The organism is Streptomyces sp. NPDC111606 (genome assembly GCF_055656945.1).
In genome coordinates this window covers 1,349,595-1,370,257 of the sequence record NZ_JBVKBY010000001.1, presented here as the reverse complement: position 1 = coordinate 1,370,257, position 20,663 = coordinate 1,349,595, and the positions used below count along the sequence as shown (strand labels likewise).

At 71.3% G+C, this 20,663-nt stretch carries 14 protein-coding genes; 9 read left to right on the top strand and 5 right to left on the bottom strand.

What is annotated here, in order from left to right; all coding sequences use genetic code 11:
* Positions 1-38 precede the first annotated feature (38 nt).
* Genes ACZ7M7_RS06200 through ACZ7M7_RS06190 form a run of 3 tightly spaced genes read left to right on the top strand, consistent with a single transcriptional unit; the run spans position 39 to position 4,216 of the window.
* A complete protein-coding gene (locus ACZ7M7_RS06200) occupies positions 39-1,493 on the top strand; it encodes a sodium:solute symporter family protein (RefSeq protein ID WP_383609148.1) in 1,455 nt (484 codons plus the stop codon).
* Between the two features lie 57 nt (positions 1,494-1,550).
* Positions 1,551-2,531 carry an agmatinase gene (gene speB / locus ACZ7M7_RS06195; protein ID WP_031114210.1) on the top strand — a complete coding sequence of 327 codons (981 nt, stop codon included), beginning with the start codon at positions 1,551-1,553 and terminating at the stop codon, positions 2,529-2,531.
* Positions 2,528-4,216, top strand: a complete 1,689-nt coding sequence (locus tag ACZ7M7_RS06190; protein WP_472113252.1) for a thiamine pyrophosphate-binding protein — start codon at positions 2,528-2,530, stop codon at positions 4,214-4,216. The genes speB and ACZ7M7_RS06190 overlap by 4 nt, the downstream gene beginning before the upstream one ends.
* On the opposite strand, the gene ACZ7M7_RS06185 is transcribed toward ACZ7M7_RS06190, so the two are convergent.
* The 3 genes from ACZ7M7_RS06185 to ACZ7M7_RS06175 all read right to left on the bottom strand — a co-directional run bounded on the left by ACZ7M7_RS06185 (position 4,206) and on the right by ACZ7M7_RS06175 (position 7,853).
* Complete coding sequence (locus ACZ7M7_RS06185; RefSeq protein WP_472113250.1) at positions 4,206-4,463, bottom strand: hypothetical protein; 258 nt, start codon at positions 4,461-4,463, stop codon at positions 4,206-4,208. The genes ACZ7M7_RS06190 and ACZ7M7_RS06185 overlap by 11 nt on opposite strands.
* Before the next feature lie 120 nt (positions 4,464-4,583).
* Positions 4,584-5,390 carry an endonuclease I family protein gene (locus ACZ7M7_RS06180; protein ID WP_383609156.1) on the bottom strand — a complete coding sequence of 269 codons (807 nt, stop codon included), beginning with the start codon at positions 5,388-5,390 and terminating at the stop codon, positions 4,584-4,586.
* Between the two features lie 195 nt (positions 5,391-5,585).
* Entirely contained in the window at positions 5,586-7,853 is a 2,268-nt protein-coding gene (locus ACZ7M7_RS06175) for an ArnT family glycosyltransferase (protein ID WP_472113248.1), read from the bottom strand.
* Positions 7,854-8,016: 163 nt separating this feature from the next.
* Here ACZ7M7_RS06175 and ACZ7M7_RS06170 point away from each other — a divergent pair, with 163 nt between their 5' ends.
* The 5 genes from ACZ7M7_RS06170 to ACZ7M7_RS06150 all read left to right on the top strand — a co-directional run bounded on the left by ACZ7M7_RS06170 (position 8,017) and on the right by ACZ7M7_RS06150 (position 15,880).
* Positions 8,017-8,925, top strand: a complete 909-nt coding sequence (locus tag ACZ7M7_RS06170; protein WP_472113245.1) for a serine hydrolase — start codon at positions 8,017-8,019, stop codon at positions 8,923-8,925.
* 48 nt (positions 8,926-8,973) lie between these two features.
* Positions 8,974-10,005 (top strand): esterase-like activity of phytase family protein, encoded by a 1,032-nt coding sequence (locus ACZ7M7_RS06165; protein WP_472113243.1) that lies wholly within the window; start codon positions 8,974-8,976, stop codon positions 10,003-10,005.
* Positions 10,006-10,099: 94 nt separating this feature from the next.
* On the top strand, positions 10,100-13,819 hold the full coding sequence (locus ACZ7M7_RS06160) for an ABC transporter ATP-binding protein (protein WP_472113241.1): 3,720 nt from the start codon (positions 10,100-10,102) through the stop codon (positions 13,817-13,819).
* Positions 13,820-13,922: 103 nt separating this feature from the next.
* Entirely contained in the window at positions 13,923-14,312 is a 390-nt protein-coding gene (locus tag ACZ7M7_RS06155; RefSeq protein ID WP_383609171.1) for a hypothetical protein, read from the top strand.
* Between the two features lie 158 nt (positions 14,313-14,470).
* Complete coding sequence (locus ACZ7M7_RS06150; protein ID WP_472113238.1) at positions 14,471-15,880, top strand: S28 family serine protease; 1,410 nt, start codon at positions 14,471-14,473, stop codon at positions 15,878-15,880.
* Between the two features lie 106 nt (positions 15,881-15,986).
* Here the strand turns inward: ACZ7M7_RS06150 and ACZ7M7_RS06145 are convergent, their stop codons facing one another.
* Positions 15,987-16,676, bottom strand: coding sequence for a hypothetical protein (locus ACZ7M7_RS06145; RefSeq protein ID WP_472113235.1), 690 nt, complete (start codon positions 16,674-16,676; stop codon positions 15,987-15,989).
* 140 nt (positions 16,677-16,816) lie between these two features.
* Positions 16,817-18,670, bottom strand: a complete 1,854-nt coding sequence (locus tag ACZ7M7_RS06140; RefSeq protein WP_472113232.1) for a glycoside hydrolase family 3 protein — start codon at positions 18,668-18,670, stop codon at positions 16,817-16,819.
* Between the two features lie 750 nt (positions 18,671-19,420).
* On the opposite strand from ACZ7M7_RS06140, the gene aroA reads away from it, so the two are divergent.
* Positions 19,421-20,662, top strand: coding sequence for a 3-phosphoshikimate 1-carboxyvinyltransferase (gene aroA, locus ACZ7M7_RS06135; protein WP_472113229.1), 1,242 nt, complete (start codon positions 19,421-19,423; stop codon positions 20,660-20,662).
* Position 20,663 lies beyond the last annotated feature (1 nt).

Here is a 20,663-nt window from a genome sequence, read left to right as displayed (position 1 = left end):
GTGTCCGAATTTCGAGTGTCCGATTGAGGGAGGTCCCTGTGGCCGTCGACTACGCAGTCATCGTCGTCTATCTGGCCGGCATGCTGGCCATGGGCTGGTGGGGCATGCGCCGTGCCAAGTCCAAGAGCGAGTTCCTGGTCGCCGGCCGCCGGCTCGGGCCGACGATGTACTCCGGCACCATGGCCGCGATCGTCCTCGGCGGCGCGTCCACCATCGGCGGTGTCGGGCTCGGCTACCAGTACGGCCTCTCCGGCGCCTGGATGGTGTTCACCATCGGCCTCGGGCTCCTCGCGCTCTCCGTGTTCTTCTCGGCCCGCATCGCCCGCCTGAAGGTCTACACCGTCTCCGAGATGCTGGACCTGCGCTACGGCGGCCGGGCCGGCGTCATATCCGGTCTCGTCATGTGGGCGTACACCCTCATGCTCGCGGTCACGTCGACCATCGCGTACGCCACGATCTTCGACGTCCTGTTCGACATGAACCGCACCGTCGCGATCATCCTGGGCGGCTCGATCGTCGTCGCCTACTCCACGCTCGGCGGCATGTGGTCGATCACGCTCACCGACATGGTGCAGTTCGTGGTGAAGACCGTCGGCGTGCTCCTGCTGCTCCTGCCCATCGCCGTCGTCAAGGCCGGCGGGTTCAGCGAGATGAAGGCCCAGCTGCCCACCGAGTACTTCGACCCGCTGGGCATCGGCGGCGAGACGATCTTCACCTACGTCCTGATCTACACCTTCGGCATGCTGATCGGGCAGGACATCTGGCAGCGCGTGTTCACCGCCCGCAGCGACAAGACCGCCAAGTGGGGCGGCACCGTCGCGGGCACCTACTGCCTCGCCTACGCCCTCGCCGGCGCCGTCATCGGTACGGCGGCCAAGGTGCTGTACCCCAAGCTCGGCAGCCCGGACGACGCGTTTGCGACCATCGTCAAGGACGAACTCCCGGTCGGCGTGCGCGGGTTGGTGCTGGCCGCCGCCCTCGCCGCCGTGATGTCCACCTCCTCCGGCGCGCTCATCGCCTGCGCGACCGTCGCCAACAACGACATCTGGTCACGGCTGCGGGGGAGAATCACGACCGGTGAGCGGGACGAGGTGCAGGGCAACCGCGCCTTCATCCTCATCATGGGCCTCGCCGTGATCGGTACGGCCATCGCGCTCAACAACGTCGTCGAGGCGCTGACGGTGGCGTACAACCTGCTCGTCGGCGGACTCCTCGTCCCGATCCTCGGCGGACTGCTGTGGAAGCGGGGCACGGCCCAGGGCGCGCTCGCCTCCGTCGCGGTCGGCGGTCTCGCCGTCATCGCCCTGATGGCGACCTACGGCATTCTCGCCAACGAGCCCGTCTACTACGGCCTGCTGTCTTCCCTCGCCGTGTACATCGCCGTCTCCTTGATGACAAGGCCGACCGATGCGGCCGTACTCGACGCCTGGCGTGAGCGCCTTGCCGGGCGGGCTCCCGAACTCGTGTCCGAGCCAGTGCCGACTCACCAGTAGAGTCATAGGAACATATCCCGCATACGCGATGAAGCGTAGGAAAGAAGGCATTTCCTCATGAGCAGCAACGAGACGCCCCGCGGCCCCGTCGACTCCTCCCGCATCCCGCGGTACGCCGGACCCGCCACCTTCGCCCGGCTCCCGCGCCTCGACGAGGTCGGCCGCGCCGACGTCGCCGTGGTCGGCGTGCCGTTCGACTCGGGCGTCTCGTACCGGCCGGGCGCCCGCTTCGGCGGCAACGCGATCCGCGAGGCGTCCCGGCTGCTGCGCCCGTACAACCCGGCGCAGGACGCCTCCCCCTTCGCCCTCGCGCAGGTGGCGGACGGCGGCGACATCGCCGTGAACCCGTTCAACATCAACGAGGCCGTGGAGACCGTCGAGGCGGCCGCCGACGACCTGCTCGGCACCGGCGCCCGCCTGATGACCCTGGGCGGCGACCACACCATCGCGCTGCCGCTGCTGCGCTCGGTCGCCAAGAAGCACGGCCCGGTCGCCCTGCTCCACTTCGACGCCCACCTCGACACCTGGGACACGTACTTCGGCGCCGAGTACACCCACGGCACGCCGTTCCGGCGCGCGGTGGAGGAGGGCATCCTCGACACCGAGGCGCTCTCCCACGTCGGCATCCGCGGCCCGCTGTACGGCAAGCAGGACCTGACCGACGACGAGAAGATGGGCTTCGGCATCGTCACCTCGGCGGACGTCTACCGCCGCGGCGCCGACGAGGTCGCCGACCAGCTGCGCCAGCGCATCGGCGACCGCCCCCTGTACATCTCCATCGACATCGACTGCCTCGACCCGGCCCACGCGCCCGGCACCGGCACCCCCGAGGCCGGCGGCATGACCTCGCGCGAGCTGCTGGAGATCCTGCGGGGCCTCGCGTCCTGCAACCTGGTCTCGGCGGACGTCGTCGAGGTGGCGCCCGCGTACGATCACGCCGAGATCACGTCGGTGGCCGCGTCCCACACGGCGTACGAGCTCACCACGATCATGTCCCGCCAGATCGCGGCGGCCCGGAAGGACTCGGAAGCGAAGTGACTCACGACCACGACCTGGTACTCCGCCCGACTCAGGCGCAGATCGACGCTGCACTGAATCCTCCCGCCGGGCGCAACGGCGGGGACCTGGTCGTGGAGACGCTGGCGGCGCTCGGCACGACGACGGTCTTCGGCCTCCCCGGCCAGCACGCCCTCGGCATGTTCGACGCCCTGCGCCGCAGCCATCTGCGCTACATCGGCCTGCGCGTGGAGAACAACGCGGGCTTCGCGGCGGACGCCTACGGCCGTATGACCGGCGAGGCGGCCCCGCTGCTGCTGTCGACGGGCCCGGGGGCGCTGACCTCGCTGGCCGCGCTGCAGGAGGCGGCCGCGGCGTCGGCGCCCGTGCTGGCGATCAGCAGCCAGATCCCGACGGCGGGGCTGGGCGGCGGCCGGCACGGCTACCTGCACGAACTCCCGGACCAGGCGGCCTCGTTCAGGGGCGTGGTGAAGTCGGTCCACACGGTCCGCACCCAGTCCCAGATCCCCTCCGCCATCGAGGCGGCCTGGAAGTCGGCGCTGACGGCCCCGCACGGCCCGGTGTGGGTGGAGATCCCGCAGGACGTGCTGCTCGCCGAGACGTCGGTCCCGGTGGTGACGGGCGGCGACGCCTTCCCCGAGGAGCTGCCGCCCCGCCCCGAACTGACGGCGGTGGCCGCCCACCTGCTCTCCCACGCCGAGCGCCCGGCGATCATCGCGGGCGGGGGAGTCGTACGGGCCGACGCCTCGGGCAAGCTGAGGCAGCTGGCGGAGACGCTGCGGGCGCCGGTCGTCGCGACCCCCGGCGGCAAGGGCGCGTTCCCCTGGACGCACCCGCTGTCCCTCCGGTCCTGGATCGAGGACCGGCACACGACGGACTTCCTGGAGGACGCCGACGTCCTCCTGGTCGTCGGCTCGGGGCTCGGCGAACTCTCCTCGAACTACCACACGTTCAAGCCGCGGGGCCGGGTCATCCAGATCGAGGCGGACCTCGGCAAGCTGGAGTCCAACCACCCGGCACTGGGAATCCACGCGGACGCGCGGCTCGCGTTGCAGGCGCTGCTGGAGACGGTGACGGAGCGCACGGATCCCACCGCGCCCGAGCGGGTACGGACCGTCCTCGCGAAGGTCGCCGACCGCATCGCCGCCCAGGAACTCACCCTGGAACAGGACGTGCTGGCGTCCGTGCGCAAGGCGCTCCCCGCCGACTCCCCGTCCTTCTGGGACATGACGATCCTGGCCTACTGGGCCTGGTCGGCCTTCGACGCCAAGGGCCCCAACCACATGCACACCGCCCAGGGCGCCGGCGGCCTCGGCTACGGCTTCCCGGCGGCACTCGGCGCGGCTGCCGCGGACCCGACCCGCCCGGTGCTCGCGGTGTCCGGCGACGGCGGAGCCCTGTACTCGATCGCCGAGCTGGCGACGGCGAAGCAGTACGACCTGCCGGTCACCTGGCTGATCGTCGACGACGGCGGCTACGGCATCCTGCGCGAGTACATGACGGACGCCTTCGGCGAGGCCACGGCGACGGAGCTGACCCGCCCCGACTACGTGGCCCTGGCCGAGTCCTTCGGCGTCCCCGGGGTCCGGACGACCCCGGAGACACTGGAGGCGGATCTGGCGAAGGCGCTTCAGACCCCTGGCCCGTCGGTGGTCGTACTCCCGGCGGTGCTTCGGATGTTCGCGCCCACGCACCTCACGGCGTGACGGCAGGCTCGGCGGCCCGGTCCCCGTGCCTGTCGTCGACGTGGTCGCGGTTGTGGCAGGCGTCGTCCACCGCGGGGCCGGTCAGCGGCAGGGCCCATGGGACGAACGCGAGTGCCTCCTTGCAGAGGCCGGCGCCTGAGTAGCCGGCGATGGTGATCCGGCCCCGGTCGCCGTCGTCGGCGTGGGCCGGGGCGGCGAGTACGAGGGCTGCCATGGTGAGCGCGGCGAGCGCGCTGATCTTCTTCATGGCCGGGTCAACGGCATCGGATCGGCGCAGGTCACTCCGCTGCACAGGTGGTGACCGGGCCGGCCAGGGGCCGACGGGGCCCCTGGCGCGGCTACGGCGACCGAAACAGGGCCTGATGGCCTACCAGATCGACTCGACCCACTCCGGGTGGTCGATGAACGGGTTCCGGTTGCCCTGGTAGCTGTCGTAGATGACCTCGTTGCGGCGCTCCTCGAAGGCGTTCGGCGGGTCCTCGTCGTTCCACTGCTTCAGGACCGAGAGGCGGCCGTGGTACGGGACGCTGCCGTTGATCGAGTCGTTGGCCTCCAGGTCGGGCCAGCTGTCGTCACCCTCGTAGCGGACGGCCATGTAGAGGATCATGCGGGCCACGTCGCCCTTGACGGCGTCGCGCGGCTCGAAGGAGTTGGAGTCGGTGAGGCTGCCGCCGGAGTTGGTGAAGCTGCTGCCGCCGTTGTCGAAGTCCTTGTTGCCGCGGATGCTGTTGACCTGCACGTCCTCGGGACGCAGGTGGTGCAGGTCGGTGCCGGGGCCGGCCGAGGTGCCGAAGTCGCCGTGGGACTGGGCCCACACGTGCTCCCGGTTCCAGTTGCCGGTGTTGCCGCCGTTCAGGGACTTGCTGCGGGAGATGCCGCTGTACAGCAGGATCACGTTGCTGCTGTTGTTCGGGTCCTGGTCGGTGACCTTCAGGGCGTTCCAGACGGCCGAGTACGAGATCCTCGTCTGGTCGCTGATGATCTCGTGCAGCGAGTCCTTCAGGGCCGGGCCGGTCTTGCCGATCGCGTCGGCGTAGTACGTGTCGTCGTACTCCGTCGTCGTCGCGGCGGCCGGGGCCGCGGTCAGCGCCGGGGTGGTGAGGCCGACCAGAACGGCGGCCGTGGCGAGCGCCACGGACTTCCAGCGGCTGCGGCTTATGTGTGTCGCCGACATGTGGGGGTCCCATCTACGCGGGTTGAATGGAGGCGGCAAACGGGAGAGTGACATGGACATGTGGTGGTGTCGAGGGCTTGCACGTGTCCATTGGGTGACGGGAAACGGCAAAACGGGGCTTGTCCACGCGAGTTGACACGACGGAACGGCCCCGGCGGGTGAGCCGGGGGCCGTTGGGTGTGGAGCGGGTCGGGGTCAGCTGACGTCCGACGGGTCCAGACGGTAGATCGTCGACTGGTTGCTCTGTGAGGAGGTGTCAGCGCCGGAGCCGGACGTGGACGTCGAGCCGTACTCGCTCTCCTTCACCGCCGTCCCGTTCTTCTGCACCCACTGAGTGACCTCGGAGCTGACGTCGCTGCCGCCGCCGGGGCCGCCCCCCATACCGCCGCCACCGAGCTGGATGTAGTGCAACTCGCCCTTCTTCACCAGCTCCTTGAGCCTGGCCAGGGTCATCGCCTTGTCGCTGCCGGACCAGCCCCACATGGAGATGACGGGCTCACCGCTGCTGACGATCAGCTGAGCCGCGCTCTGCGAACTCGACACCGCCAGCAGCCACTTGGCGCCGTCCTGGTGCTTCTCGAGGTAGGCGACGAGCTCGCTGCTCGCGCCGCCGCCCATACCGCCGGGTCCGCCGCCCATGCCGCCGCCGGCCGTGGCGCCGGGCCGGCCGCCCGTGCCGTTGCCGGTTCCGGTGCCGCCGCCGGCCGTACCCGCGGTGCCGCCGGAGCCCCCCGGTGGCGTACCGCCCGTCCCGGCGTTGCCGCCGGAGGCCTGCCCGCCCTGCCCGCCGGGCAACTGGCCGCCCCTGCCGCCCGGCAACCCGCCGTTCTGGCCCTGCTGCCCGCCGGCCTGGCTGCCTCGGCCCTGTTGCGCGCCCCCGGGCCCGCCGGTCCCGCCACCCGGGAAGCCACCCCGGCCGCCGCCCCCACCGGGACCGCCGCCGAAGCCGCTCCCCGTCGAGGGCCCGGCCGTCGGGTTCGTACCGCCCATGCCACCGCCCGAACCGGACGGCACCGACCATGCGTACGCCGCCGGGCCCGCCACGGCGGCGACGACCGCCGCCACCACGGATGCCGCCAGCAGCCGTACCCGAGTCCCGGACGCGGACCGGAAGACGAGCAGTCCCACGATCGCCAGCAGCATGACGACGGCGATCGCCGGCCACAGCCAGGTGTTCCAGCCAGAGGCCCGCCGCAGGAGTACGACAGCCCAGACGGCCGTGATGCCCAGCCCTGCCGGCAGCACCCACGCCCACCGCTTGTCGGCGCGGAACGCGCGCAGCAGCATCACGCCGCCGCCTCCGCACAGGGCCGCGATGCCGGGGGCGAGCGCGGTCGTGTAGTACGGGTGCATCGTGCCCTCGGCCATGGCGAAGGTCAGGTAGTGCAGGGCCGTCCAGCCGCCCCACAGCAGCAGCGCGGCACGGGTGAGGTCGGTGCGCGGGGCGCGGCCGCACAGCACCAGTCCGCCGATGCAGGCGAGGGCCGCGAAGGGGATCAGCCAGGAGATCTGGCGGCCGAGGATGTCGTTGAAGAGGCGGCCGAGCCCCGCGGTACCGGAGAAGCCTCCGCCTCCGCCACCGCCGCCTCCGCCGTTGCCCTCGCCGCCCAGGATCCGGCCCAGGCCGTTGTAGCCCATGATCAGGTCCCAGGCCGTGCCGTCCGACGAACCGCCGATGTAGGGGCGGTCGTCGGCCGGGACGAGCGAGACCGCCGCCGCCCACCAGAAGCTGGAGACGGCGAGAGCGACGCCCGCGACGAGGAGGTTGACGACGCGCTTCACGAGCTTCGGCTTCGCCGCGTACAGGTAGACCGCGAAGACCGCGGGCAGCGCGATGTACCCCTGGAGCATCTTCGTGTTGAAGGCGAGGCCGAAGCAGACCGCGGAGCCGACCAGCGGCAGCAGCCTGCCGTTGTGGACGGCCCGCAGGGCGAGCGCCGCGCCGCCCGCCATCAGGAACACCAGCAGCGTGTCGGGGTTGTTGTCCCGGTTGATGGCGACCGTGATCGGGGTCAGGGCCAGGACCAGCGCGGCCACCGTCGCCGCGCCGTGGCCCCACACCCGCTTCACCGAGGCGTGCACGATCCAGATCGTCGCCAGCGCGACCAGGACCATCGGCAGCATCATCTGCCAGGTGCCGTAGCCGAACACGCGGCACGACAGGCCCATGACCATCAGGGCGAACGGCGGCTTGTCGACGGTGAGGAAGTTGCCCGCGTCCAGCGAGCCGAAGAACCACGCCTTCCAGCTCTGCGTGCCGCTCAGCACGGCAGCGCTGTAGAAGCTGTTGAGGCTCGAGCCGGACAGGTTCCAGGAGTACAGCACCGCCGCCAGGATCAGGATCGCGATCAGCGCCGGGAGTGACCAGCGAGGTGCCCTGCCCGGGGGCGCCGCGGGCGGGGCCGGGGGCGGCACGTCGGGGGTCACGGTCGTGTGGAGGTGGGGATCGGTGGCTGATGTCACCCGCGCATCGTGTGCGGCGGGGGTGGGTGCGGGCTGTGCCCGACCTTGATCCTGCCTGTGAATGGGCAAGGCGCGGCGTCCCCTGCACGAGGGCAGGCCGGCGTCACTCCGTCGGTGTGGATCAGGCGTACGACTTGCTCGCGTGCTCGTTGGTCAGCAGGACATGACTCATCGGACAACGATCGAGAAGCCAAGTGGCGTTTTTGGCCGTGCCGGGGCGACGAGAGCGGTCGTCGCGGCCGGGCTGAGCGCCGTCGTCGGCCTGGCGCCCGTCGCCGTCGCCGGCCCCGCCACCGTGGCGACCACGCACACCGTCAGCTGTACGTCCGCCCAGGCGGGCCTCGCCGCCGAGCTTCAGGAGGACATCACCACCGCGCTCGTCAACCGCAAGGGCACCATCGCGATCGGCCTCCACGACCGTGTCACCGCCACCACCTGCACGCTCCGGCCCGCCGCCGCCTTCGACTCAGCCAGCGTCGTCAAGGTCACCGTCCTCGCCGCCTTGCTGTGGGACGCGAAGGCGCAGAACCGCTACCTCTCCGCCCGCAACGCCTCCCTCGCCAAAGCCGTGATCACCAAGTCGGACAACGCCGCGACCAGCACGCTCTGGAAGCAGCTCGGCATGAGGAAGATCAAGGCCTTCCTCGCCGCCGCCGGCATGACCCGGACCAGGCCCGGCGCTCAGGGCCACTGGGGCCTGACCCGGATCAACGTCACCGACGAGCTGAAGCTGCTCAAGCTCCTCACCGCCAGGAACACGGTGCTCAGCGACAACGCCCGCGCCTACATCCTGAAGCTGATGGGCCAGGTCGTCCCCGCACAGCGCTGGGGCACCACGTACGGAGTGCCGTCCGGGTGCAGCGTGGCGGTCAAGAACGGCTGGCTGCCACGGGCCACCCACGGCTGGCGGGTGCACAGTGTCGGCACCTTCAAAGGCGCCGGTCACGACTATGTGATCACGGTGCTCACCCATGGAAACAGCACGATGAAGGACGGCATCACGACCATTCAGGGCGTCGCCAAGGCCATCCACAAGGCCATCCACAACAATCTGGCCGCGTCCGGCAGTTGACGCCTGCCCGTCTCCCCACCGTCACCGACCCGTCCTACGGTGACCTCCATGCGCCTGAGATCCGTACTCGCGACCGCCACCGCGGCCCTGGCGGCGACAACCTGCCTCACCGCCGCCGGCCCCGCGAACGCCCACGCCACCTCGCCGGGCCGCCACGCCTGCTCGCCCTCCGTCTCCATCGACCGCTACTCCGACGCGCTCGACAAGACGACGTACCAGGGCACCTTCGTCGGCAACTTCTCCGCGCTCGCCGTGGACCGCGACGGCTCCCTCGCGGCCCTCTCCGACCGCTCCTCCCTCTTCAACCTGAACGGCAGGACGCTCGCGCCGAAGACGGTCGTCCCGCTCGCCGACGAGAGCGGCGCCGCCCTCGACTCCGAGGGCCTCGTCATCGACCGGGACGGCACCCGGCTGATCTCCTCCGAGACCGAGCCCTCCATCCGCCGCCACTCCCGCGACGGCCGGATCCTCGACCGCCTCCCCGTGCCGGACGCGCTGAAGGTCGCCCCGGCCGGCCGCGCGGTCTCCAACGGCACCTTCGAGGGCCTGACCCTCCTCCCCGGCGGCCGCACCCTGCTCGCGTCGATGGAGTACGCCCTGACCGGCGACAGCGCGGACATCGTCCGCTTCCAGACCTGGAACCGGATCAAGGGCGGCCACTTCGAGCCGGGCCGCCAGTACGCCTACCGCACCGACACCGGCCTCGGCGTCCCCGAGGTCCAGGCGACCCCCGACGGCCGCCTCCTCGTCCTGGAGCGCGGCTTCACCGCCGGCGTCGGCAACACGGTCCGCCTCTACCTGGCCGACCCGCGCCGGGCCACGGACACCAGCGGTGTCGAGAAGCTCACCGGCCAGGACGGCGTACGCCTGATCGAGAAGACGCTCCTCGCCGACATCGTGAACTGCCCGTCACTGGGAGCGACCGCCAAGCAGCCCCAGCCGAACCCGCTCCTCGACAACATCGAGGGCATGGCGGTCACGGGGTACTCGAAGGGGCGCCTGAAGGTGCTGCTGGTGAGCGACGACAACCAGAACGCCGTGCAGACCACTCGCTTCTACCACCTGCGCGTACGTATCTGAGCGCACCGCCTCCTGCTTTGTTGCAGCGGGATGAAATCGAGGCTCGTCGGCGTTGGTGCCTTCCGGTAGATCAGGACGAACGGAGGGCACCGGCGTGGCAGTGCAACGGGGATGGGCACGACGGCTGTGGGGCTATGCCTGGCGCTACCGCAAGGACGTGATCCTCGCCCTCGGCTCCTCCCTCGTCGGAATGGCCGTCATGGCGGTCGTCCCGCTGATCACGAAGGTGATCATCGACGACGTCATCGGCGACCACACCCGCAGCATGGCCGTCTGGGCCGGCCTGCTCATAGCCGCTGCCTTCGTCGTCTACGTCCTGACCTACATCCGCCGCTACTACGGCGGCCGCCTCGCCCTCGACGTCCAGCACGATCTGCGGACGGACATGTTCGGGACGATCACCCGGCTCGACGGGCGACGGCAGGACGAGCTGTCCACCGGACAGGTGGTCGGGCGGGCCACCAGCGACCTCCAGCTGATCCAGGGCCTGCTCTTCATGCTCCCGATGACCATCGGGAACTTCGCGCTCTTCCTGATCTCCCTGATCGTCATGGCGTGGCTGTCGCTGCCGCTCACCCTGGTCGCGCTCGCCGTGGCGCCGGCCCTGTGGTGGATCGCCAGGCGCAGCCGGACCAAGCTGCACCCCTCCACCTGGTACGCCCAGGCCCAGGCCGCCGCGGTCGCCGGCGTGGTCGACGGGGCCGTCAGCGGCGTACGCGTCGTGAAGGGGTTCGGGCAGGAGGAGCAGGAGACCGGGAAGCTCAGGGAGGTCAGCCGGCGGCTCTTCGCGGGGCGGCTGCGCACCATCCGGTTCAACTCCAAGTACACCCCGGCACTGCAGGCCGTCCCCGCTCTCGGGCAGGTCGCCATGCTCGCGGTCGGCGGCTGGCTGGCGGTGCGCGGGCACATCACGCTGGGGACGTTCGTGGCGTTCTCCACCTACCTCGCCCAGCTGGTCGGCCCGGTCCGGATGCTCGCCATGGTCCTCACGGTCGGGCAGCAGGCCCGCGCAGGCAGCGAGCGCGTGCTGGAGCTGATCGACACCGAGCCGTCGATCAAGGACGGCACCAAGACGCTGCCCGCCGACGCCCCGGCGACCGTCGAGTTCGACGACGTGTCCTTCGGTTACGACGACGAGCGGCCGGTGCTGGACGGGCTCTCCTTCGAGATCCGGCCCGGCGAGACCCTCGCCGTCGTCGGCTCCTCCGGCTCCGGCAAGTCCACCGTCTCGCTCCTCCTCCCGCGCTTCTACGACGTCACACGCGGCGCCGTCCTCGTCGGCGGCCACGACGTGCGCGAGCTGACCTCCGACTCGCTGCGGGCCGCGATCGGACTGGTCCCCGAGGACTCCTTCCTGTTCTCGGACACCGTCCGCAACAACATCGCCTACGGCCGTCCCGACGCGACCGACGAGCAGATCGAGGCCGCCGCACGCGCCGCCCAGGCGGACCGCTTCATCGCCGAGCTGCCCGACGGCTACGAGACCACGGTCGGCGAGCACGGCCTCACCCTCTCCGGCGGCCAGCGTCAGCGCGTCGCGCTCGCCCGCGCGATCCTCACCGACCCGCGGCTCCTCGTCCTCGACGACGCGACCTCGGCGGTGGACGCCCGCGTCGAGCACGAGATCCACGAGGCGCTGGGGCACGTCATGGAGGGCCGCACCACCCTCCTCATCGCGCACCGCCGCTCCACCCTCGGCCTCGCCGACCGCATCGCCGTCCTCGACGCCGGCCGCCTCGCCGACATCGGCACCCACGAGGAACTCCAGGAACGCTCCGCCCTCTACCGCCGCCTCCTCACCGACCCCGACGAACTCGGCGGCGTCTCACCCGGCCACGCCCAGCCCCCCTGCCCCCAGGAGGACACCTCCGTACGCGACGAGCTGGACGCCGAATTCGACGCCGAGCGCGGGGTGACCCCGAGGCTGTGGACCGGTGACCGCGAGCGGCGGGACCCGGCGCTCGCGGAGTCCCCGGCCACACCCGAACTCCTCGCCCAGGTGGAGGCACTGCCCCCGGCCGTCGACAGACCCGACATCGACGAGGCCGACGCGGTCCGGCCGGAGGAGTCGTACGGCCTGAAACGGCTGCTGCGCGGCTTCGCGCCGCCCTTGCTGATCAGCCTCGGCCTCGTCGCCATGGACGCCGGCATGGGGCTGCTGCTCCCCGTCCTGATCCGGCACGGCATCGACTCGGGTGTCACGCAGGTCGCCCTCGGCGCGGTCTGGGCGGCATCCCTGCTCGCCCTGCTCGCCGTGACCGTCCAGTGGGTGGCGCAGATCGGCGAGACGCGGATGACCGGACGCACCGGCGAGCGCGTCCTGTACTCGCTGCGCCTGAAGATCTTCGCCCAGCTCCAGCGGCTCGGGCTCGACTACTACGAGCGCGAGCTCACCGGCCGGATCATGACCCGGATGACGACGGACGTCGACGCGCTGTCGACCTTCCTCCAGACGGGCCTGGTCACCGCCTTCGTCTCCGTGGTCACCTTCTTCGGCATCATGGTCGCCCTGCTGGTGATCGACCTCGAGCTCGCCCTCGTCGTCTTCGCGACGCTGCCGCCGCTGATCGTTGCGACGTACTACTTCCGCCGCGCGAGCGTGAAGGCGTACGAACTCGCCCGTGAGCGGGTGTCGGTGGTGAACGCCGACCTGCAGGAGTCGGTGTCCGGGCTGCGGATCGTGCAGGCCTTCCGGCGCGAGCGGGACGGCGGCGCACGGTTCGCCGAGCGCAGCGACAGCTACCGCCAGGCCCGGATCCGGGGCCAGTTCCTGATCTCGATCTACTTCCCCTTCGTGCAGTTCCTGTCGTCGGGGGCCGTGGCGGCGGTGCTGATCGTGGGCGGTGGCCGGATCGACGACGCGACGCTGACGACCGGCGCGCTGGTGGCGTATCTGCTCTACATCGACCTGTTCTTCGCGCCCGTCCAGCAGCTCTCCCAGGTCTTCGACGGCTACCAGCAGGCCACGGTCTCGCTCGGCCGCATCCAGGAACTGCTGCGGGAGCCGACCTCCACGAAGGCGGCCGCGGAGCCGCTGGAGGTGCTGTCGCTGCGGGGCGAGGTCCGCTTCCAGGACGTGCACTTCAAGTACGGCGACGACGAGGCGGCGCTCAGCGACGTCGACCTGCGGATTCCGGCCGGGCAGACGGTCGCGTTCGTCGGTGAGACCGGCGCGGGCAAGTCGACGCTCGTGAAGCTGGTGGCCCGCTTCTACGACCCGACCGGTGGCCGGGTCACGGTCGACGGCACGGACCTCCGCTCCCTGGACCTCACGTCGTACCGCCACCGGCTCGGCGTCGTCCCGCAGGAGGCGTACCTCTTCCAGGGCACCGTCCGCGACGCCATCGCCTACGGCCGCCCCGACGCGACGGACGCCGAGGTCGAGGCCGCAGCCCGCGCGGTCGGCGCCCACGAGATGATCGCCACCCTCGACGGCGGCTACCTCCACGAGGTCGCCGAGCGCGGCCGCAACCTCTCTGCCGGGCAGCGCCAGCTGATCGCACTCGCCCGCGCCGAGCTGGTCGACCCCGACATCCTGCTCCTCGACGAGGCGACGGCGGCGCTGGACCTGGCCACGGAGGCCCAGGTCAACCACGCCACGGACCGCCTCGCCGGCCGCCGTACGACCCTTGTGGTGGCCCACCGCCTGACGACCGCCGCCCGCGCGGACCGGGTCGTGGTGATGGACCACGGGCGCGTCGCCGAGGACGGAACGCACGAGGAACTGCTGGCACGCGGCGGGCAGTATGCCGAGCTGTGGCGGACCTTCCTCGGGCAGGCGGAGCCGGAGGAGCCGGTCGGGGTGGCGCGGTAGGCGCCGCGGGGCGTGTGGCCGTGACGGCCGTGCAACCATCCGGCATACGTCGTGCGTCCGTACACCAGTACGCTCATTGCCGGTGTACGGGGAGGACAACCAAGTGGACAGAGGTGCGATACGCCGACGACTGGCCGTCGGCCTGGCGTTGCTGACCGCGTCCGGACTGCTCGCGGTCGCGGTTCCGGCCGAGGCACAGGCTGCCGCCTCGCGCTGCGAGGGACGCAAGGTCAGGACGTACCCGTTCGCCACCGGCACCCTTTACGTCTACAAGCGGGGCGGCCACATCTGCGCGATCACTGTGCCCAAGGACCCCGGGCGCAGGCAGAAGATGATGGTCAGTGTGCAGGCCTACCGGGCCAGGCCGGTCGTCGACGAGGGCCGGTACAGCCGCCGGGCCGGCCCGGTCACCGTCCACGCCGGGCACCGCTGCGTGTGGGTGAAGGGGAAGGTGGGGCGGGGGTCGGTGAGCAAGGGCTGGATTCTGTGCTGACCGGTCGGGCCGCACCCCCCTCCGCCGCCACGCCGGCCGCTCCTCCCTGTCCGGACGCCTCCTTTTGCCCTGCCTCCCCTGATGTCTCCATCTCCCCTGTTGTCCCGCCGAGTTGACCGATAGCTTGCGCCGGACATCTGTTTCTCAGGGGAGGGTGCATGGCGCGCAAGACCCTCAGATGGCTGCTGACGCTCGCGCTGTTCATAGGCACGCTCGGCACGGCTTCGACAGGGGCGGCCACCGCCGCCGAGCCGGACATCAAGCAACGTCTGCTGTCCATACCGGGCATGAGCTTCATCGACGAGAAGCCGTACCCCGGCTACCGCTTCCTCGTCCTCGCGTACACACAGCCCGTCGACCACCACAACCCGTCCGCGGGCACCTTCCAGCAGCGCCTCACCGTGCTGCACCGGGACGTCTCCCGCCCGACCGTGTTCTACACCAGCGGCTACGAGGTCTCCACGACACCGAGCCGCCGCGAGCCGACGCAGATCGTCGACGGCAACCAGGTCTCCATGGAGTACCGCTTCTTCACGCCGTCCCGGCCCGAACCGGCCGACTGGACCAAGCTGGACATCCGGCAGGCCGCGGCCGACCAGCACCGCATCTTCACGGCGCTGAAGCCGATCTACGACAAGAAGTGGCTCTCCACCGGCGTTTCGAAGGGCGGCATGACCGCCACGTACTACGAGCGCTTCCACCCCCGTGACATGGACGGCGTCGTCGCCTACGTCGCCCCCAACGACGTCGTGGACAACGAGGACTCGGCGTACGACCGCCACTTCGCCCACGTCGGCACCAAGGCATGCCGGGACCGGCTGAACGCGGTGCAGCGGGAGGCGCTGGTGCGCCGGGAGCCGCTGAAGCAGCGGTACGCGGCGTACGCGGCCGAGAACGGCTACAGCTTCGACACGCTCGGTGGCCTGGACAAGGCGTACGAGGCGGTCGTCCTGGACTACGTCTGGGGCTTCTGGCAGTACAGCCGGCTCTCCGACTGCGACACGATCCCGGCGGACGCGGCAAGCGCCACCGACGAGGCGATCTGGAACTCCATCGACAAGGTCGGCGGTTTCTCCTTCTACACGGACCAGGGCCTGGAACCGTACACGCCGTACTACTACCAGGCGGCTACGCAGCTGGGGGCGCCGATGATCGGGTTCCCCCACGTGGAGCCCGAGTTGATCCGCTACGGCTACCTCCCGCCACGCGAATTCGTCCCACGCGAGATCCCGGTGCGATTCCAGCCAAGGGCCATGCGTGACGTGGACACCTGGGTCCGCCACAACGCCCGGCACATGATCTTCGTCTACGGCGAGAACGACCCCTGGAGCGCGGAACGCTTCCGCGTCGGCAAGGGCGCCCGTGACGCATACGTCTTCACGGCACCGGGAGCCAACCACGGGGCCCTCGTGGCAGGCCTCGAGACCACCAAGCGCAAGTTGGCCACGGCCCGCATCCTGAACTGGGCGGGCGTCGCGTCACCGACGGACGAGCCGAGGCCGCTGGCTACGTACGACGCGAAGCTCGATGCGCGTGACGTGGAACGGGAGTTCGCGTTGCGACCGTGATGCCCGTCGGCCGGTGACCGACGGCGGGTGCGGGTGGCCCGCCGTCGGGTCGGGTCAGGTCGTGGGGCACGCGGGGTCTGCGTCATCGTCGGGGAGGCCGTATGCCTTACACCGGGCGCGCGCAGCCCACCGGTTTCTCGCCGCCCAGTTGGACGTACAGGGCCGTCGACAGGGGGCACTTCGCGCGTTTGTCCACGGACTTGGTCACCTTGTACTGCGGCTTCTGCTGACCCTTGCCGTCGCACGCCGTCTCGCGCACCTGTCCGTCGCCGGAGCTGTAGACGCAGTCGCCGACGATCGTGCGGGGGCCGCCTCCGCTGCCCGGGTCGCCGGGGTGGGGCGGGGCCAGGTTGCGCATGCAGGCGTAGCCCTGCGGGATCGCGCCGTCGCCGTCCTCGTCGGACGTCCGGCTCTGCTCGCTGATGTGCAGGACGAAGTCGGTGGTCCCCGGGCACAGCGGACCGTCGCCGACCTTGCCGTCGTGCCGCGCCACGACCCGCGCCGCCGCCCGCTCGCCCGTGCAGGACACCTCGGTGAAGCTCGTCGTCCCGAAGGAGCTGCACTCGTCGACGCCGAGGAACACCGCGCCGTAGCCGGCGGGCCGCGTCGGCGGTGTCACCAGTTGCTTGCCGGCCCCGGCCCCGGAGCCCTCGCTCCGGCTCCGGCTCGCGCCCTCGCTCTCGCCGAGCCGCCCGTTCTGCTCCGTCGCCCCCGACGGACTCTGGCACCCCGTCAACAACGCGCCGAGCAGCGCAAGCAACGCACAGGCCACCCCTACAGCACTTCTCCCACGCATCGCACTCCCCCCGGTACCCCCGACCAGCGTGACCCGCGGGAGCGGGCGCACGCCAGACGTGTGGGGTCCTTTGGGTCGGTTGGGGGTGAGTGCGCCCGTTGTGTGGCGTACGGGCGCTACGTCCAAAGTGCTACACGGCGCTAACCGCGCCCGTACGACAGTCCGTGGCCGATCGGATACAGCACCCGCGTCGGATCGTCCGCCCGCTGCACCGGCACCGGCAGCTTCCCGCGCGGTGCCACCCGCCCGACGATCACCCGCGCGGCGGCCCGCAGCTCGACGTCGGTCCAGGAGTAGGACGCCAAGCAGGCCCGCACACCGGGCAGATGGGCCACGTCGTACGGGTTGCGGACCGCGACCGCCACCACCGGCCTTCCCGTCGCGAGAAGCTGCTCGACCAGCGCCTTCTGCGTACTGCTCGCCGTGACGTTGTACGTCCCGACCACCACCGCGTCCGCCGCCCGAGCCGCCTCGACGGCCTTGGCGATGGCGACGGAGGAGGGCGCCGTACCCGTCGACAGGGCGGTGGCCGTGAAGCCCAGCTCGGTGAGCGCGGCGGCGAGCACGCCGGTCGGCGGTCCCGTCGTGCCGGACGGGGAGGCCGGGTCGGCGCCGACGACGAGGACCTTGGGGTGGCTGCGCCGGGACAGCGGAAGGAGCGAGCCCTCGTTGACGAGCAGGGTCGTCGTCCGCTCGGCGATCCGGTCGGCCGTCCTGAGGTGGGACGCGGTGCCGACGTTCCGGTCGACCCCGCTCTGGCTGACGTACGGTGCGTCGAACAGCCGCAGCTTCGCCTTCAGCCGCAGGATCCGCAGGATCGATTCGTCGAGCCGCGCCTCGGTCAGCTCGCCGTCCTGGACGGCCTTCAGCACCGCGTTCCACGCGATGTCGAGGGAGGGCGGGTTGAGGAGCTGGTCCACGCCTGCCTTGAGCGCGAGGACGGGGACGCGGTCGTCGCCGTACTTCGTCCGTACGCCCTCCATGCCGAGCGAGTCGGTCACCACGAGCCCGTCGTAGCCGAGCTCCTTGCGCAGGATGCCGGTCAGGATGGGGCGGGAGAGGGTGGCCGGGTCGCCGGAGTCGTCGAGGGCCGGGACCATGATGTGCGCGGTCATGATCGAGTCGATGCCGGCCCGGATGGCGGCCCGGAAGGGCGGGGCGTCGAGCTGGTTCCACTGCTCGCGGGTGTGGGTGATGACCGGGAAGCCGTAGTGGCTGTCGACGGCGGTGTCGCCGTGGCCGGGGAAGTGCTTGGCGGTGGCCGCGAGTTGCCGGGAGTGCTGGTATCCGGCCACCTCGGCGGCGACCATGCCGGCCACCGCGGCCGGTTCGGCGCCGAAGGAGCGGACGCCGATCACGGGGTTGGCCGGGTTGACGTTCACGTCGGCGACGGGGGAGTAGTTCTGCCGGATGCCGAGCGCCCGCAGTTCCTGTCCGGCGATACGGCCGAGGGTGCGGGCGTCGGCGCGGGAGCCGCCGGCCCCGACGGCCATGGCTCCGGGGAAGAGGGTGGCGGGCTCGCCGACGCGGCAGACGATGCCGTGCTCCTGGTCGGTGGAGACGAGGACGGGTAGCCCGCGGGGCTGGGTGAGGGACGCCCGCTGGATGCCGTTGGACAGGTCGGCGATCTGGTGCGGGTCGCGGGTGTTGTGCGCCCAGGTGAAGTAGATGATGCCGCCCACGCGGTACCTGGCGATCAGCTCGGCCGCCGTGCGGACGCCGATCTCCTTGAGGTTGGCGTCGATGTCGGCCTGGTCGGGGGCGGTGGCGGAGTGGCCGTAGACCCGCATGACGAAGAGCTGGCCGACCTTCTCCGGCAGGGTCATCCGGGCGATGAGGGCCCGCAGTTTCCTGTCGTCGTGCTTGCCGTCGGGGCCGGCGTGGGCGGTGCCGCCGAGGGCCAGGGCGGAGGTCATGCCGGCGGTGGCGGCGAGGACGGTACGTCTGGAGGGGACCGACGTGTTTCCCATGCTTCCCGTGCTGGTGTCGGGCACGTGCGCTCCTTCCGGAGGTGGTGCGCTGAAGGAAACTTCCGAGAAGTCACCAATAACCGGGAAGTTTCTGCCAGTCAAGGGAGTGCACGGTAACCGGTAATCAAGAAGGGGCCGCCATCGGCGCAGTTGGAGGGGGGCGCGCCGATGACGGCGTGCTGCCGGCCGCGGCACGGCGGAGAGGGTTGGTCAGCGATCGCAGCCAGCAGCGAGGGCCGACACCGCACCACGGTGACTCTCCGGCAGCTTGCGTGTTGGACGAGCGGGGGTGGGGCTGGGTTCCCGGTATGGCCGGAAAACGGGAAGTTGGTGAGGTGGGGGGTGGTGGGGCGGGTGGGGAGGGGGAGGGACTGAGGGCAAGGGGGGCGCGGGTGCGGCAGGCGGCAGGTGAGAGGCCGCCTGGGCGGGGGCGGACGGTGGCCGGCGGGTGAGGGGCGGGGGCTTGGGCGGGTGGTGGATGGTGGCCGGGTGAGGGGCTGTGGCCGACGGGCGGGCGGCCGAACGGGCCACGGCAGGACGGGTAGAGGCGAGGGCGGGCGGAGCGAGGGAGCGTGTCGGTGGCGGCGGACGAGTGAGGGACCGTGGCGGCCGCGGGCCGCGGCGCACGGCGCACGGCCCACGGACAAGGGCCCACGAGCCACGTCCCAGGACCCACGGCCCACGGCCCACAGGCAAGCCCCGCCGGCAGGTCCACGCAGGTCCACCCCATGGACGTCCCCGCGTCGAAGCCGCCGGGCAGGCGATCATGTGGGGATGCCCGTAGTCGACATCCCCGGTTCCAAGTCCGTAACCGCCCGCGCCCTCTTCCTCGCGGCCGCCGCCGACGGTGTCACCACCCTCGTGCGCCCGCTCCGTTCGGACGACACGGAGGGCTTCGCCGAGGGGTTGGGGCGGCTGGGCTATCGGGTCGGGCGGACTCCGGACACCTGGCAGGTCGACGGCCGGCCGCAAGGCCCCGCGGTCACCGAGGCCGACGTCCAGTGCCGGGACGGCGCGACGACGGCCCGCTTCCTGCCGACGCTGGCCGCCACCGGAACCGGCACGTACCGCTTCGACGCCTCGCCCCAGATGCGCCGCCGGCCCCTGCTGCCGTTGACCCGGGCCCTGCGTGACCTGGGCGTGGACCTGCGGCACGAGAACAGGGAGGGCCACCACCCGCTGACCGTGACGGCGGCCGGCGTCGAGGGCGGGGAGGTGACGCTGGACGCGGGCCAGTCCTCGCAGTACCTGACGGCGCTGCTGCTGCTCGGGCCGCTGACCCGCAAGGGCCTGCGCATCACGGTCACCGACCTGGTCTCGGTGCCGTACGTCGAGATCACGATCGCGATGATGCGGGCCTTCGGTGTGGAGGTGGGCCGGGAGGGCAACGCCTTCCTGGTCCCGCCCGGCGGCTACCGCGCCACGACGTACGCGGTGGAGCCGGACGCCTCGACCGCGAGCTACTTCTTCGCGGCGGCGGCCGTCACGGGCGGCGAGGTGACGGTCCCGGGTCTGGGCGAGGGGGCGCTCCAGGGCGACCTCGGCTTCGTCGACGTACTGCGGCGCATGGGCGCGCAGGTGGAGGTGGGCGCGCAGTCGACGACGGTCCGCGGGACCGGCGCACTGCGGGGCGTCACCGTCAACATGCGGGACATCTCCGACACCATGCCCACCCTCGCGGCCATCGCCCCGTTCGCCTCCGGCCCGGTGCGGATCGAGGACGTGGCGAACACCCGGGTGAAGGAGTGCGACCGGCTGGAGGCCTGCGCGGAGAGCCTGCGGAGGCTGGGGGCGGAGGTGACGACGGGCCCGGACTGGATCGAGATCCTGCCCGGCGCCGCCGCCTCGGATCTCGCGGGGACGGAGATCAAGTCCTACGGCGACCACCGCATCGTCATGTCCTTCGCGGTGACCGGGCTTCGGGTGCCGGGTATTTCGTTCGACGACCCCGGGTGCGTACGGAAGACTTTCCCGGGCTTCCATGAGGAGTTCGGGGCGTTGAGCGCGAGGTTGTGAC

Excerpts from the sequence above, each read along its gene's own strand:
- ACZ7M7_RS06165 (WP_472113243.1), top strand. The coding sequence starts at position 8,974 with ATGCGCCTGAGATCCGTACTCGCGACCGCCACCGCGGCCCTGGCGGCG.
- ACZ7M7_RS06150 (WP_472113238.1), top strand. The coding sequence starts at position 14,471 with ATGGCGCGCAAGACCCTCAGATGGCTGCTGACGCTCGCGCTGTTCATA.
- aroA (WP_472113229.1), top strand. The coding sequence starts at position 19,421 with ATGCCCGTAGTCGACATCCCCGGTTCCAAGTCCGTAACCGCCCGCGCC.
- ACZ7M7_RS06180 (WP_383609156.1), bottom strand. The coding sequence starts at position 5,390 with ATGTCGGCGACACACATAAGCCGCAGCCGCTGGAAGTCCGTGGCGCTC.
- ACZ7M7_RS06185 (WP_472113250.1), bottom strand. The coding sequence starts at position 4,463 with ATGAAGAAGATCAGCGCGCTCGCCGCGCTCACCATGGCAGCCCTCGTA.
- speB (WP_031114210.1), top strand. The coding sequence starts at position 1,551 with ATGAGCAGCAACGAGACGCCCCGCGGCCCCGTCGACTCCTCCCGCATC.
- ACZ7M7_RS06170 (WP_472113245.1), top strand. The coding sequence starts at position 8,017 with ATGACTCATCGGACAACGATCGAGAAGCCAAGTGGCGTTTTTGGCCGT.
- ACZ7M7_RS06145 (WP_472113235.1), bottom strand. The coding sequence starts at position 16,676 with ATGCGTGGGAGAAGTGCTGTAGGGGTGGCCTGTGCGTTGCTTGCGCTG.